Consider the following 13,304-nt stretch of genomic DNA (forward strand, 5'->3'; position numbering starts at 1 on the left):
CGGCCGCGGCGCGCCCGCCGCCCCAGCGCTGATGCTGGCCGAGGTCTATCGCCCCGGCATGTCGCTGGCCGACTATTGGGTCAGCGAAAAGTACGACGGGGTGCGCGGCTACTGGGACGGCAAGCGGCTCTGGACGCGCGGCGGCGAGCCGGTGGCGGCACCCGCCTGGTTTACCGCGCCGCTGCCCAAGCAGCCGCTCGACGGCGAGTTGTGGGCCGGCCGGGGCCAGTTTGCGCACGCCGTTTCTACCGCGCGCAGCCAGACGCCCAACGACGGCGCCTGGCACAGCATGCGCTTCATGGTGTTCGACCTGCCGAGCCAGGGCGGTGATTTCACCGCGCGGCTGGCGGCGCTGCGCAAGCTGCTGCCGATCACCGATGCCCCTTGGATCGTGGCCGTGCCGCAAGAGCGGGCCACCACGCATGCGGACCTGCAGGCACTGCTCGACAAGACGGTGAAGATGGGCGGCGAAGGCCTCATGCTGCATCGGGGCGGATCGCTCTATCGCGCGGAACGCAACAACGACCTGCTCAAGGTAAAACCCCATGAAGACGCGGATGCCCGCGTGGTGGGTCATGTGCCGGGCAAAGGCAGGCACGGCGGGCGGCTGGGTGCGCTGCTGGTCGAAACGCCCGAAGGCAAGCGCTTCAAGCTCGGCACCGGCCTGACCGATGCCGAGCGCGACAATCCGCCCGCGGTCGGCAGCTGGGTGACCTACCGCTTCAATGGCATGAACGCCAGCGGCCTGCCGAGGTTCGCCCGTTTCATGCGGGTGCGGATCGACCTGCCCTCTTGAACGCGGCAGGCCGAGCGTGCCGCGCGCTTCCTCGGCTCTTTGTTATTTCTTCGGCGCGGCCACGCAGTCCGCGTAATAGCGCTTCTTGCCGGTTTCGTCGATGCGCGCCACCAAGCCGTGGATGTCGGTTTCGAAGCCCGGGCACTGCAGGTTGAACTCGCGCGAAAACTTGAGGTAGTCGACGATCTTCTTGTTGAACACTTCGCCCGGAATGAGCAGCGGAATGCCCGGCGGGTACGGCGTGATCAGGCTGGTGGTGATACGGCCTTCGAGTTCGTCGATTTCCACGCGCTCGGTCTTGCGGTGCGCAATGTGGGCAAAGGCGTCGCTGGGCTTCATGGCCGGCGTCAGGTCGCTCAGGTACATCTCGGTCGTGAGGCGCGCCACGTCGTAGCGCGCGTACAGCTGATGGATGTGCTGGCACAGGTCGCGCAGGCCCAGGCGCTCGTAGCCGGGGTGCTGCTGGCAGAACTCGGGCAGGATGCGCCACATCGGCTGGTTGCGCGCGTAATCGTCCTTGAACTGCTGCAGGGCAGTGAGCAACGTGTTCCAGCGGCCCTTGGTGATGCCGATGGTGAACATGATGAAGAAGCTGTAGAGCCCGGTCTTCTCCACGATCACGCCGTGCTCGGCAAGGAACTTGGTCACCACGCTCGCGGGAATGCCCGTTTCGGCAAAGTTGCCCTCGAGGTCCAGCCCGGGCGTCACGATGGTCGACTTGATCGGGTCGAGCATGTTGAAGCCATCGGCCAGCTCGCCAAAGCCGTGCCAGTTGCGCGGCGACTTCTTGCTCTTGCTCGGCTTGCCGTTCTTCTCGCCCGTCATGATCCAGTCTTCGGCGCGGCCGATGCCTTCGTCGACGAGCTTTTCGGGGCCCCAGACCTTGAACCACCATTCGTCCTTGCCGAACTCTTCTTCCACCTTGCGCATGGCGCGGCGGAAATCGAGCGCCTCGAGAATGCTCTCTTCCACCAGCGCGGTGCCGCCGGGCGGCTCCATCATGGCGGCGGCCACGTCGCAGCTTGCGATGATCGCGTACTGCGGGCTGGTCGACGAGTGCATGAGATAGGCCTCGTTGAACAGGTCGCGGTCGAGCGCACGGTTCTGCGAGTCTTGCACCAGCACGTGGCTGGCCTGGCTGATGCCGGCCAAGAGCTTGTGGGTCGACTGGGTGGCAAACACCAGCGATTCCTTCGGGCGCACGCGGCGCTTGCCCATGGCGTGGTAGGCGCCATAGAACGGGTGGAAAGCCGCATGCGGCAGCCACGCCTCGTCGAAGTGCAGCGTGTCGACGTAGCCGTCGAGCATGTTCTTGATGGTCTCGGTGTTGTAGATCACGCCGTCGTAGGTCGACTGGGTGAGCGTCATCACGCGCGGCTTGACCTTGTTCGGGTCCACGTCGGCGAGCAGCGGGTTGGCCTTGATCTTGGCCTTGATGGCGCTCTGCTCGAACTCGCTCTTCGGAATGGGGCCGATGATGCCGAAGTGGTTGCGCGTGGGCTTCATGAACACCGGAATCGCGCCGGTCATGATGATCGCGTGCAGGATCGATTTGTGGCAGTTGCGGTCGACCACCACCACGTCGTCCGGCGCCACCGTGTGGTGCCACACCATCTTGTTGCTGGTGCTGGTGCCATTGGTCACGAAGAAGCAATGGTCGGCGTTGAAGATGCGCGCCGCATTGCGCTCGCTGGCCGCCACCGGGCCGGTGTGGTCTAGCAGCTGGCCGAGTTCTTCCACCGCGTTGCAGACGTCGGCGCGCAGCATGTTCTCGCCGAAGAACTGGTGGAACATCTGCCCCACCGGGCTCTTCAGGAACGCCACGCCGCCCGAGTGGCCCGGGCAGTGCCACGAGTACGAACCGTCTTCGGCGTAGTCGATCAGCGCCTTGAAGAACGGCGGCTGCACGCCTTCGAGGTAGCTCTTGGCCTCGCGGATGATGTGGCGCGCCACGAACTCCGGCGTGTCCTCGAACATGTGGATGAAGCCGTGCAGCTCGCGCAAGATGTCATTCGGAATATGGCGCGAAGTCTTGGTTTCGCCGTAAATATAGATCGGCACATCGGCGTTCTTGCGCCGCACCTCGCCAATGAAGTTCCGCAGGCTGAGCACGGCCGGGTCCAGGTCGGGACCCACGGTGAATTCCTCGTCGTCGATCGACAGGATGAACGCGCTGGCACGGCTTTGCTGCTGGGCAAACTGGCTCAGGTCACCATAGCTCGTGACGCCCAGCACCTCGAAGCCCTCGCTTTCGAAGGCCTGCGCAAGCGCGCGAATACCGAGGCCCGAGGTGTTTTCGGAGCGGAAGTCCTCGTCGATGATGACGATGGGGAAGCGAAATTTCATGAGCAGGGCTCCGGACAGGCAATGAGGCGCGAAGTGTACGGAATTCGGATGAAGGATTGCGTGAGCTTTTGACTCAGAATGTCGAGCGTCCATCAAAGAGGAGAAGACATGGCGAATTCCACCATCTGGTGGCTGATAGCGGGAGCCGCGATCGTGCTCGAATTGCTCTCGGGTACGGTCTACCTGTTGCTGCTGGCCACCGGCTTTGCAGCCGCAGCCATTGCCGCGCACCTGGGCATGGGCACCGTCACGCAGTTGGTCGTGGCGGCCGTGGTCGGCGTGGGCGCGGTGCTGGTCTGGTACGCCGTGCAGCGCAGGCGGCCGGCCGCCCCGCCCACCGAGGCAAATCGCGACGTCAACATGGACATCGGCGAAATCATCCACGTGGAGGCATGGAGCCCCGAGGGCACCGCCACCGTGCGCTATCGTGGCGCCCAGTGGACGGTGGTGCAGCGCGCGGGCCGCGTCCCGTCGGCCGGAGAGCACCGCGTGGTCGAAGTCATCGGCAGCCGCCTCGTGGTCGAAAAGACCTAAACACAGAATTCAAGAGGAGAAACATCATGGAATTTTCGGTTCCCATCATCATCCTGGTCATTGCGATCATCTTCATCAGCCAGTCGGTCAAGTTCGTGCCGCAGCAGAACGCATGGGTGCGCGAGCGCCTGGGCAAGTACCATGGCACCATGACGCCCGGCCCCAACTTCCTGATCCCTTTCATCGACCGGGTCGCCTACAAGCACAGCCTGAAGGAAATTCCGCTCGACGTGCCCAGCCAGATCTGCATCACGCGGGACAACACCCAGCTGCAGGTCGACGGCATCCTGTACTTCCAGGTGACCGACCCGATGCGCGCGAGCTATGGCTCGTCGAACTACATCGTGGCCGTGACGCAGCTGGCCCAAACGTCTCTGCGCAGCGTGATCGGCAAGCTCGAGCTCGACAAGACCTTCGAGGAACGCGACGTCATCAATGCGCAAGTGGTTGCGGCGATCGACGAGGCGGCGCTCAACTGGGGCGTGAAGGTGCTGCGCTACGAAATCAAGGACCTGACGCCGCCCAAGGAAATTCTGCTGGCCATGCAGGCGCAGATCACCGCCGAACGCGGCAAGCGCGCCCTCATCGCCGCCTCCGAGGGCCGCCGGCAGGAGCAGATCAACATCGCCACCGGCGAACGCGAGGCTTTCATTGCCCGCTCCGAGGGCGAAAAGCAGGCCCAGATCAACAACGCCCAGGGCGAGGCGGCCGCGATCACGGCGGTGGCCACCGCCACGGCTGACGCCATCGAGCGCGTGGCTGCGGCCATTCGCCAGCCGGGCGGTGAACAGGCCGTGCAGCTCAAGGTGGCCGAGCGCGCCGTCGATGCCTACGGCAAGGTGGCGGCCGATTCCAAGACCACGCTGATCGTGCCGAGCAACATGAGCGAAACGGCGGCGCTCATCGCCTCGGCCATGCGCATGGTCCAGGCCGGCAAACCGCAAAATCCGGCCTGAGCGACTGCTACAATCGAGGGCTCAGGAGCGGTGGATGAGCGGTTTAAGTCGCACGCCTGGAAAGCGTGTGAGGGTTAATAGCCCTCCGCGGGTTCGAATCCCGCCTGCTCCGCCAGAGATTGATTGTTCGTAACCGTTCGCGAACATGCAGCAAAAGAAGAAAGCCCGAGTTGCCCCAAGGCACCTTGGGCTTTTTTGTGGGCGCCGTTGTACTCCAGCAACGCGCCCGGCACCGCCAACCGAGGTCGTCTGGCGGTACCATCCAAAGGTCTTACTTTTCACGCCTGCAAAGGAGCCCGGATGGCCGGACAGCAACAAACTTCATCGCGTGGCGACACGTCACTCGAACAGACATTGGAGAAGACCGAAGCGGTTGCCGCGGACGTGCAGCGGGCATCGGACAACCTTGCGGTCGTGAACACGGTTCTCGAACAGGGGCTGCCTGAAGAAGTACAGGTGGGCGACGTGGCCCAGGCCATCGAGCACACCAGCCAGCTCGAGGAAAAGCTGGCCAAGTCGGCGGAAACACTGGCCGAGGTCAACGCGGCCTTGAGCGAAGAAATCGAAAAGCGGCTCGAAGCCACTGCCGAGCGGGACGAAAGCCAGGCCGAGGCGGAAGAACTCAAGGCAAGGATTCGAGCTGGCGCGTCGGACTGACCGTCTTTTCGGTCCGTCCCGGCCGAATGGATTGCGCCTTATCCCTTCTCCTACGCTGCGGACTCATCCGGCACGCTACGCTATTGGTTCTCAAAGCGAAACCACGGCATGGCCCTCATCACGTTCCTCGTAGAGGACAACAAGACCATCAGAGACAACCTGGTTCCGGCCCTCGAGGACCTTGTCAACGGACAGGTCGTCGGGTTTGCTGAAACCGAGTCGGCCGCGCTCGCCTGGCTTGCCGCCCATCCCCATGACTGGCAGCTTCTCATCATCGACCTGTTCCTGAAGGAAGGCTCCGGCCTTGGCGTGCTCTCGGGCTGCAAGACCCGCGGACCCGGCCAGCGCGTGGTGGTGCTGAGCAACTACGTCACGGCCGACATCCGCGCCCGCTGCGAGGCACTGGGCGCAGACGCGGTCTTCGACAAATCGCGCGATCTCGACGCCTTCATCGAATACTGCAACACCGACCGGCCCTCGGGCCACGCTGCCCTCACCTGATTGCCGGCGTAAGGCGGCAGGCAACAAAAAGGGCCCGAAGGCCCTTTTCTTTTTTGCGCATTGCTGCGCCATGCGGTGAGCCGATCAGCGCACCACGGCGATTTGCGTACGCACGCCACCCTTGTAGGTGAAGAGCGTCAGCGCGCCGTTCTTGATGTCGCCCTTTTCGTCGAAGGCGATCGGGCCGGTCACGCCCTTGTATTGCACCTTGCCGACTTCCGGCAGGTACTTTTCAGGGTCGGCGGAACCGGCCTTGACCATGGCTTCAGCCAGCACGTTGACCGCGTCGTACACGTACGGTGCATAGATCTGCACGTCCACGCCGTTCTTGGTCTTGAACTTGGCCTTGAAGTCTTCCAGCGGCTGCTTGAAGTCGCCATCGACACCGCCGGCTTCGGCGCAAACCACCATCTCTTCGCCGATGGCATCGCCAGCCAGCTTCGGCAGTTCGCCGGTGCACAGGCCGTCGCCGCCCATGAACTTGACGTTCAGGCCGAGCTGCTTGACCTGCTTGAGCATCGGGCCGCCAACGGCGTCCATACCGCCGAAGAACAGCACGTCGGGCTTGGCAGCCTTGAGCTTGGTCAGGATGGCGTTGAAGTCGGTCGACTTGTCGGTGGTGAACTCGTGGCCGACGATGGTCGCGCCGGCAGCCTTGGCTGCCTTTTCGAATTCTTCGGCAACGCCCTGGCCGTAGGCCGTGCGGTCGTCGATCACGGCAATGTTCTTGCCCTTGAGCGTTTCGACAGCGTACTTGCCCAGCGTGCCGCCGAGTTGCGTGTCGTCGGCCACCACGCGGAACGTGGTCTTGAAGCCTTGGCGCGTGTACTTGGGGTTGGTTGCCGAAGGCGAAATCTGCGGAATGCCGGCGTCGCTGTAGAGCTTGGAAGCGGGGATGGTGGTGCCCGAATTCAGGTGACCCACGATACCGTTGACCTTGCTGTCGACCAGCTTCTGGGCCACGGCCGTGCCTTGCTTCGGATCGCCTGCGTCGTCTTCGGGCAGCAGCTCGAACTTGGCGACCTTGTCGCCGATCTTGAGGCCCTTGGCATTGAGGTCTTCGATGGCCATCCGGGCGCCGAACTCATTGTCCTTGCCAAGGTGGGCAATCGGACCGCTGGTGGGTGCCACGTGGCCGATCTTGACGACCAGTGCGTCTGCCGGAGGCGCTGCAGGTGCCGGGGCCGCTGCCGTGGGCGCCGGTGCGGCGGGTGCAGCTGCTTCTTCTTTTTTGCCGCAAGCCACAAGCGTGAGTGCAGCCAGTGCGACCGCAGTCCATTTCAATTGCATGAGAACCTCCAGAACATGGATAAATAAAACTAAACAAGAAACCGGTCGTGTGATCCGGGCGCGCAGACCTCGCAAGTTTCGCGCCGCGGACCAGCGGCACCCTCACGCCTACCGACCTGCGGCGCAGTTTAGCTGAAGCTTTATGCTCCGGAAGCTGGCGTAGACCCTGTGTTTTCCGAGAGTTCGGCGGCCATTGCTTCAATGACCAAAGCACGCAAAACGGCCTCGATTTCTTCACGCAGCCGAGGCAGCATCGAGTCGAGTTGCTGTTGAACGGCGGCCGACACCGTGTCGCTCAAACGCTCTTCCAAAGACAGGTCCACGCGCTGCAGCACCCGATGCAAGAGCTGCTCTTCCAGGCGCACGATTTCGGCGTCGGACCGCTGCTCGGCCGGGGGCAACGCCACCGCTTCGGCGGGGTCGACCGGCGGTGCCGGCGTGCTGGCGGGAACAGGCGGCTTGCCGGCCTCGGCGGCCACGGGCTCGGCCGGGAGATCGAGCACGGTGGTCAGGGTAGGAACGAACCGGGGCGGTGTACGCAGCGTGCTGGCCATCAGGAAGCGCTCCTCGCAAAATCGTGCGGCTGGATGGTGTAGCCCCGGTCGGCATAGTGGCGCCACCGCGAGCGGCCGATCTGCCGGTCCGTGGCCTCGTCGCTCACGATGTCGATCAGGCGCTCGAACCGCTCGAAGCCCGCCGGAACCTCGGGCCCCAGGTTCACGAGCATCTCGCGGTGCGGAAGCGAAGCAACATCCGCACCCTCGGCCGAAAGAATGACCGGCGAACGGGCCACCATATGCGCCTGCGCGTCGCCGCGGCAATGCGCGATGAAGTCGGACGGCGAGAGTTGCCAGAGCGCGGCATCCACGGCCTCCAGCACCTGCGCCTCGCCCACCACCACCACGCGCAGCCCGCGCGCGCTCACGGCCTTTCGAACCAGCCGGCAGGCGTAGTTGACCTTGTCCGGCGTATTGAAGTGAAAGCCGATTTCCGTCACTGTGCGGACCGGGCCTTTCGCGCGGCGGGGCCGGCGTTCTTGCGCGCGGCCTTCGGCGCGGGCGCCTTGGCCGCACCGCTGCGTGCGCGTTCCATCAGGTAAGACATCAGCAGGCCCACCGGACGGCCGGTCGATCCCTTGGCCGCCCCGCTCTTCCAGGCCGTACCTGCGATGTCCAGGTGCGCCCACGCAAAATCGCCGGCAAAGCGCTGCAGGAACTTGGCCGCGGTAATGGCGCCGCCGGCACGGCCCGCCACATTGGCCACATCGGCAAAGTTGCTCTTGAGGCCGTCGGCGTATTCGTCGTCCAGCGGCAGGCGCCAGCAACGGTCTTGCGATTCTTCCCCGGCCGCCTGGAGCGCGGCGGCCAGCGTTTCGTCGGCCGTGAAAAGGCCGCTGCGCACGCCGCCCAGCGCCACCACGCACGCACCGGTGAGGGTGGCAATGTCGATCACGGCAGCGGGGTCGAAGCGCTTGGCGTACGTCAGCGCGTCGCACAGGATGAGGCGCCCTTCCGCATCGGTGTTCAGCACCTCGATGGTCTGCCCGCTCATGCTGGTGACCACATCGCCAGGCTTGATGGCGCGGCCGTCGTTCATGTTCTCGCACGAGGGCACCAGGCCCACCACGTTGATGGCGGGCTGGATTTCGCCCAGCGCGCGGAAGGTGCCGAGCACGCTGGCGGCACCGCACATGTCGAACTTCATCTCGTCCATTTCGGCCGCCGGCTTGAGCGAGACGCCGCCGGTGTCGAAAGTAATGCCCTTGCCGACCAGCACCACGGGCGCTTGGTCCTTCGGGCCGCCCTGGTAGCGCAGCACGATGAAGCGCAGCGGCTCGGCCGAGCCTTGCGCCACGGCCGCGAACGAGCCCATGCCGAGCTTCTGCACTTCCTTGGGGCCCAGCACCTCGCATTTGATGCGGGGCAGCTTGGCCAGGCCTTGCGCGGCGTCAGCCAGCAGCGTGGGCGTGCAATAGTTGCCCGGGCGGTTGCCCCATTCCTTGGCAAATTCGATGCCGGACACCGTGGCCCGGGCTTCATCGAAGGCCTTGCTCACAGCCGCGGCATCGCTCACACCCACCGTGAGGTTTCGGATGGAACGCCCGCCGTCGCCGTTCGAAGCCTTCGATTTGCTCGTGGTGTAGACATAGCTGGCGTCGGCTGCCGCGGCAACGGCGCAGGCCACCGCCGCGCCGTCGGCTTCATGCGCAAACACCATCACCACCCGCTTGGGCGCATGGGCCTTGGCCGCATTGACCGCCGCGATGACGCCGCTGCGCACCGACGCAGGCTTACCGTCGCCAATCGCAGCGAGCACCACGCGCGAGGCCACCACCTCGTCCGGATGGTAGAGCGCGAGCAGCTTGCCGGCCTTGTCGGGCAGGTCGCCGGCCTTGCGCGCGCTGGCAATCAGGGCGGAAAGCGGGTCCTTGGCGGTGATGGGGGCGCTGCCGACGAGCACGATCAGAACGTCGGATTTTTCGGCCGCGGCGCGGGCGACGGTGAGGGTCTTGAGCTGAAAGTCCATAATCCTTTTTTTCCTCGAACGATGTTATTCCATTCTTCCCTACGCAAGGAGCTGTCGCGCAGCTTCGGAGCGACCCTCGTGGTCCTGGTCACCATCGTGATGACCATGATGCTCATCCGCACGCTCGGGCTCGCCTCCAAGGGCAGCGTGAACCCGTCCGAAGTGTTCCTCGTGATGGCATACACGGTGCTCGGTTACATGCCGACCATTCTGAGCCTGAGCCTGTTCATTGCCATTGTCGGCACCTTGTCGCGCATGTACCGCGACAGCGAAATGGTGATCTGGTTCTCCAGCGGACGCGGCCTGGTCGACTTCGTGCAGCCGCTGTTCCGCTTTGCCTGGCCGGTGCTCGCGCTGATCGCCATCATGGCTCTGCTGGGCTGGCCCTGGGCCAACTCGCAAACCATCGGCATGCGCGCGCAGTATGAAAGGCGCAGCGACATCGAGCGCGTCACGCCCGGCGAATTCCGGGAATCGGCCGGCCGGATCCGCGTCTTCTTCATCGACAAGGACACGCCCGACGGCGCCACGGCCACCAACGTGTTCATCTGGGCCATCGAGCGGGGGCTGCAGATCACCACATCGGCGCGCAGCGGCCGCATCGAGAACGTGGGCGAGCACCGCTACCTCATGCTGAGCAACGGCCAGCGGGTCGAACGCCCGCTGCTGCCCACGGCAACCTCGGGCCTCAAGATCAGCGAATTCGAGACCTACGGCACCCGCGCCGGCGGCAACGACTCGTTTACCACCGACTCCACGCCGGCACGCGCCAAGCCAACGCTCCAGCTCCTGCGCGAGCCCGGCGACGCGAACCGCGGCGAACTCGCCTGGCGCATCGGCATGCTGCTGGCCGCTATCAACTTCGTGCTGCTCGCACTGACCGTCTCCAGCGTGAACCCGCGCGTGGGGCGCAGCGGCAACCTGCTGTTTGCGCTGTTCGCCTTCGTCGTCTACTACAACATGCTCAACCTCGGCCAAAGCTGGATCAGCTCGGGCCGCTACGGCATGGGCTCCTTCATGCTGCTGCTTCACGGCGGCGTGCTGCTGATCGGCGTGGCATGGCTGGTTTTGCGCAATAACAACTGGGGCAGGCGGCGCAGGACGGAACGCGTCATTGCCGGCGGCCTGCCGTCCCAGCCCAACAAGATCGACCCGACCACGTGAAAACAATCCGACGCCTGATCTACGTCGAGGCACTGAAGGCCGTGGCCTTCGTGACGCTCGGCTTCCTGAGCCTGTTCTTCTTCTTCGACTTTGTCGATGAGCTGCAATCGATCGGCAAGCCTGAAAGCCTGGCCTACGGCCCGGCGCAGGCACTGGTCTACGTGACCCTGCTCATTCCGAGCCACCTTTATGAGCTGCTCCCGATCACGGTGCTGATCGGCTGCATCTTCGTGATGGCGCGGCTGGCACAAAGCTCCGAATACACCATTCTTCGCACCAGCGGCCTCGGCCCCTGGCGCGCGCTGCGCACCCTGCTGCTGCTGGGCGTGGGTTTCGTTTTCCTGACCTTTGCCATCGGCGACTACATCGCGCCGGCGTCCGAGCGCACGGGCCAACTGCTCAAGTCGCGCTACCAGGGCACCTTCTCGCTGGTCGGCAACACGGGCGCGTGGCTCAAGGAAAAGCGCGACAACGTGTCGTACGCCGTCAACGTGCTGTCGATTTCGCGCGACGGCTCCCTTCGGAATGCGCGCATCTTCGAGTTCGACGAAAAGGGCTATGTGCGCAAGCAGCTGCTCGCAACTTCCGCGCGCATCCTCGACGACCGCTGGGTCTTGTCGGATGTCGAGCTGCAGGACTACGACACGCGCAGCGACGCCAACAAGGCACACATCCTGACCAGCCGGGTGCCAGAGATCGAGTGGCCGACCACCCTCACGGCCGAAATGGTGTCGGTCGCCCTTTTGCGGCCCGACCGCATGAGCACCATCGACCTGTTCGACTACATCAGCCACCTCGAAGCCAACGGGCAGACCGCCCAGCGCTACGAGATCCAGTTCTGGCGCAAGGTCTTCTATCCGCTCTCGTGCCTGGTGATGGTGGTGCTCGCCCTGCCCTTCGCGTACCTGCATTTCCGCCAGACCGGCATCACCACCTATGTGTTCGGCGGCGTGATGATCGGCATCAGCTTTTTCCTGCTGAACAACGTGTTCGGCTATCTCGGCAACCTGAGCAACTGGTCACCATGGCTGACCGCCGCTGCGCCGGGGCTGATCTATTCGGTCATGTCGCTTGCCGCATTCAGTTGGCTGGTTCTTCGAAGATAGAAGCGGGGAAGCCGGACATGACCACGGTGAATGCAAGGGGCATCATCCTCCTGGCCCATGGCTCGCGCGACGAGCGCTGGCGCGAGCCCATCGAGGCCGTGGCCGCGCGCGTCACGGCGCTCGATCCGCAGGCGCGGGTGGTTTGCGCCTACATGGAGTTGGCAACGCCCGACCTGCGCACCGCGTCGGCAGCGTTGATTGCGAGCGGCGCCAAGTCGCTCAGGGTCGTTCCGCTGTTCCTGGGCATGGGCAAGCACGCCCGTGAAGACCTTCCGCTGCAACTCGACGCCCTGCGCGGCACTTGGCCCCAAGTCGAATTCCAGCTTGCCAACATCGTGGGCGAAGAGCCTGAACTGGTCGAGCTGCTGGCCAGAATCGCAACCAAATCTTGAACTCCCGGGCATTTCGATAGACTCCGAAGGCATAATGAATTCCGCAATAAGACGGAATTTGATATGAATCTGCACCAATTCAAGTTTGTTCAGGAAGCCGTGCGGCGCAACCTGAACCTCACGGAAGCGGCCAAGGCGCTCCACACTTCGCAGCCCGGGGTGTCTAAAGCCATCATCGAGCTCGAAGAAGAACTCGGCGTCGAAATCTTCGCCCGCCACGGCAAGCGCCTCAAGCGGGTCACCGAGCCGGGCCAGCACGTCATTGCCAGCATCGAGCTGATCATGCGAGAAGTGGGCAATCTCAAGCGCATCGGCGAGCAGTTCAGCGCGCAAGACAGCGGCACCCTCTCCATTGCCACCACCCACACCCAGGCGCGCTACGTGCTGCCGGTGCCGGTGGCCAGGCTCCGCGAGGCCTACCCCAAGGTCAACGTGAGCCTGCACCAGGGCTCGCCCGACCAGGTGGCGCGCATGGTGATCGACGAAATTGCCGAGGTGGGTATTGCGACCGAATCGCTCGCGGACTACGCAGAGCTGGTGACCCTGCCTTGCTACGAATGGCAGCACGTGCTGGTGCTCCCCAAAGACCACCCGCTGGCAGCCAAGGAGCGCATCTCGCTCGAAGACCTGGCGCACGAGCCCATCATTACCTATCACCCGTCGTTCACCGGCCGCACGCGCATCGACCACGCCTTTGCGCAGAAAAAGCTCACGCCGCGCATCGCGCTCGAGGCCATCGACTCCGACGTGATCAAGACCTATGTGCGCCTGGGCCTGGGCGTTGGCATCGTGGCCGAGATGGCGGTGCGCGACGAGTCGAATGCCGACCTCGTGGTGCGCCCCATGGGCCACGTGTTCGGCCAGAACATTGCACGCGTGGCGTTCAAGCGCAGTGCCTACCTTCGCAACTTCGTCTTCAAGTTTGCCGAGCTGCTGTCCGACCGGCTCGACCGCAATCTGATTGCCAAGGCCCTGAGCGGGCATCAGCAAGACTACGATCTTTGATATTTCAGCAGCCCCAGCTTCCGACCACGAC

The 13,304-nt window shown here is 64.2% G+C and carries 14 protein-coding genes and 1 tRNA gene; 10 read left to right on the plus strand and 5 right to left on the minus strand.

Annotation, left to right across the window (positions count from 1 at the left end):
• Positions 1-31: 31 nt before the first annotated feature.
• A complete protein-coding gene (locus M0765_RS24655) occupies positions 32-796 on the plus strand; it encodes a DNA ligase (RefSeq protein WP_446751573.1) in 765 nt (254 codons plus the stop codon).
• A 42-nt stretch (positions 797-838) separates the two neighbouring features.
• Here M0765_RS24655 and M0765_RS24660 read toward each other — a convergent pair whose 3' ends face one another.
• Positions 839-3,142, minus strand: a complete 2,304-nt coding sequence (locus tag M0765_RS24660) for an arginine/lysine/ornithine decarboxylase (RefSeq protein ID WP_258506496.1) — start codon at positions 3,140-3,142, stop codon at positions 839-841.
• A gap of 108 nt (positions 3,143-3,250) precedes the next feature.
• Between M0765_RS24660 and M0765_RS24665 the strand changes: the two genes are divergently transcribed.
• The 5 genes from M0765_RS24665 to M0765_RS24685 all read left to right on the plus strand — a co-directional run bounded on the left by M0765_RS24665 (position 3,251) and on the right by M0765_RS24685 (position 5,790).
• Positions 3,251-3,676 (plus strand): NfeD family protein, encoded by a 426-nt coding sequence (locus M0765_RS24665; RefSeq protein WP_258506498.1) that lies wholly within the window; start codon positions 3,251-3,253, stop codon positions 3,674-3,676.
• Positions 3,677-3,702: 26 nt separating this feature from the next.
• The gene (locus M0765_RS24670) at positions 3,703-4,632 is read left to right on the plus strand and encodes an SPFH domain-containing protein (RefSeq protein WP_126745910.1); all 930 of its coding nucleotides are present in this window, start codon (positions 3,703-3,705) and stop codon (positions 4,630-4,632) included.
• A 24-nt stretch (positions 4,633-4,656) separates the two neighbouring features.
• Positions 4,657-4,747: transfer RNA gene (locus tag M0765_RS24675), tRNA-Ser, on the plus strand.
• A 185-nt stretch (positions 4,748-4,932) separates the two neighbouring features.
• On the plus strand, positions 4,933-5,289 hold the full coding sequence (locus M0765_RS24680; protein WP_258506501.1) for a hypothetical protein: 357 nt from the start codon (positions 4,933-4,935) through the stop codon (positions 5,287-5,289).
• Positions 5,290-5,397: 108 nt separating this feature from the next.
• Positions 5,398-5,790 (plus strand): response regulator, encoded by a 393-nt coding sequence (locus tag M0765_RS24685; RefSeq protein WP_126745936.1) that lies wholly within the window; start codon positions 5,398-5,400, stop codon positions 5,788-5,790.
• An 84-nt stretch (positions 5,791-5,874) separates the two neighbouring features.
• On the opposite strand, the gene M0765_RS24690 is transcribed toward M0765_RS24685, so the two are convergent.
• The 4 genes from M0765_RS24690 to M0765_RS24705 all read right to left on the minus strand — a co-directional run bounded on the left by M0765_RS24690 (position 5,875) and on the right by M0765_RS24705 (position 9,606).
• Positions 5,875-7,080, minus strand: coding sequence for a branched-chain amino acid ABC transporter substrate-binding protein (locus M0765_RS24690; protein ID WP_258506504.1), 1,206 nt, complete (start codon positions 7,078-7,080; stop codon positions 5,875-5,877).
• Between the two features lie 140 nt (positions 7,081-7,220).
• Positions 7,221-7,634 carry a hypothetical protein gene (locus M0765_RS24695; RefSeq protein WP_126745938.1) on the minus strand — a complete coding sequence of 138 codons (414 nt, stop codon included), beginning with the start codon at positions 7,632-7,634 and terminating at the stop codon, positions 7,221-7,223.
• Positions 7,634-8,077 carry a DNA polymerase III subunit chi gene (locus tag M0765_RS24700; protein WP_157613997.1) on the minus strand — a complete coding sequence of 148 codons (444 nt, stop codon included), beginning with the start codon at positions 8,075-8,077 and terminating at the stop codon, positions 7,634-7,636. The genes M0765_RS24695 and M0765_RS24700 overlap by 1 nt, the downstream gene beginning before the upstream one ends.
• The gene (locus tag M0765_RS24705) at positions 8,074-9,606 is read right to left on the minus strand and encodes a leucyl aminopeptidase (protein ID WP_258506509.1); all 1,533 of its coding nucleotides are present in this window, start codon (positions 9,604-9,606) and stop codon (positions 8,074-8,076) included. The genes M0765_RS24700 and M0765_RS24705 overlap by 4 nt, the downstream gene beginning before the upstream one ends.
• A gap of 21 nt (positions 9,607-9,627) precedes the next feature.
• On the opposite strand from M0765_RS24705, the gene lptF reads away from it, so the two are divergent.
• The 4 genes from lptF (at position 9,628) to M0765_RS24725 (ending at position 13,273) form a co-directional block, all read left to right on the plus strand.
• A complete protein-coding gene (lptF, locus tag M0765_RS24710; protein ID WP_258506510.1) occupies positions 9,628-10,770 on the plus strand; it encodes an LPS export ABC transporter permease LptF in 1,143 nt (380 codons plus the stop codon).
• Complete coding sequence (gene lptG, locus M0765_RS24715) at positions 10,767-11,876, plus strand: LPS export ABC transporter permease LptG (protein ID WP_258506511.1); 1,110 nt, start codon at positions 10,767-10,769, stop codon at positions 11,874-11,876. Before lptF ends, lptG begins: the two co-directional genes overlap by 4 nt.
• Before the next feature lie 17 nt (positions 11,877-11,893).
• Positions 11,894-12,268 (plus strand): sirohydrochlorin chelatase, encoded by a 375-nt coding sequence (locus tag M0765_RS24720; RefSeq protein ID WP_258506513.1) that lies wholly within the window; start codon positions 11,894-11,896, stop codon positions 12,266-12,268.
• A gap of 63 nt (positions 12,269-12,331) precedes the next feature.
• Positions 12,332-13,273 (plus strand): CysB family HTH-type transcriptional regulator, encoded by a 942-nt coding sequence (locus M0765_RS24725; protein WP_258506514.1) that lies wholly within the window; start codon positions 12,332-12,334, stop codon positions 13,271-13,273.
• The last annotated feature ends 31 nt before the right edge of the window (positions 13,274-13,304 follow it).

The organism is Variovorax sp. S12S4 (assembly GCF_023195515.1).
Classification (GTDB): domain Bacteria; phylum Pseudomonadota; class Gammaproteobacteria; order Burkholderiales; family Burkholderiaceae_C; genus Variovorax.

Excerpts from the sequence above, each read along its gene's own strand:
- M0765_RS24665 (WP_258506498.1), top strand. The coding sequence starts at position 3,251 with ATGGCGAATTCCACCATCTGGTGGCTGATAGCGGGAGCCGCGATCGTG.
- M0765_RS24705 (WP_258506509.1), bottom strand. The coding sequence starts at position 9,606 with ATGGACTTTCAGCTCAAGACCCTCACCGTCGCCCGCGCCGCGGCCGAA.
- M0765_RS24695 (WP_126745938.1), bottom strand. The coding sequence starts at position 7,634 with ATGGCCAGCACGCTGCGTACACCGCCCCGGTTCGTTCCTACCCTGACC.
- M0765_RS24680 (WP_258506501.1), top strand. The coding sequence starts at position 4,933 with ATGGCCGGACAGCAACAAACTTCATCGCGTGGCGACACGTCACTCGAA.
- M0765_RS24685 (WP_126745936.1), top strand. The coding sequence starts at position 5,398 with ATGGCCCTCATCACGTTCCTCGTAGAGGACAACAAGACCATCAGAGAC.
- lptF (WP_258506510.1), top strand. The coding sequence starts at position 9,628 with ATGTTATTCCATTCTTCCCTACGCAAGGAGCTGTCGCGCAGCTTCGGA.
- M0765_RS24690 (WP_258506504.1), bottom strand. The coding sequence starts at position 7,080 with ATGCAATTGAAATGGACTGCGGTCGCACTGGCTGCACTCACGCTTGTG.
- M0765_RS24670 (WP_126745910.1), top strand. The coding sequence starts at position 3,703 with ATGGAATTTTCGGTTCCCATCATCATCCTGGTCATTGCGATCATCTTC.
- M0765_RS24725 (WP_258506514.1), top strand. The coding sequence starts at position 12,332 with ATGAATCTGCACCAATTCAAGTTTGTTCAGGAAGCCGTGCGGCGCAAC.
- M0765_RS24720 (WP_258506513.1), top strand. The coding sequence starts at position 11,894 with ATGACCACGGTGAATGCAAGGGGCATCATCCTCCTGGCCCATGGCTCG.
- M0765_RS24655 (WP_446751573.1), top strand. The coding sequence starts at position 32 with ATGCTGGCCGAGGTCTATCGCCCCGGCATGTCGCTGGCCGACTATTGG.
- M0765_RS24660 (WP_258506496.1), bottom strand. The coding sequence starts at position 3,142 with ATGAAATTTCGCTTCCCCATCGTCATCATCGACGAGGACTTCCGCTCC.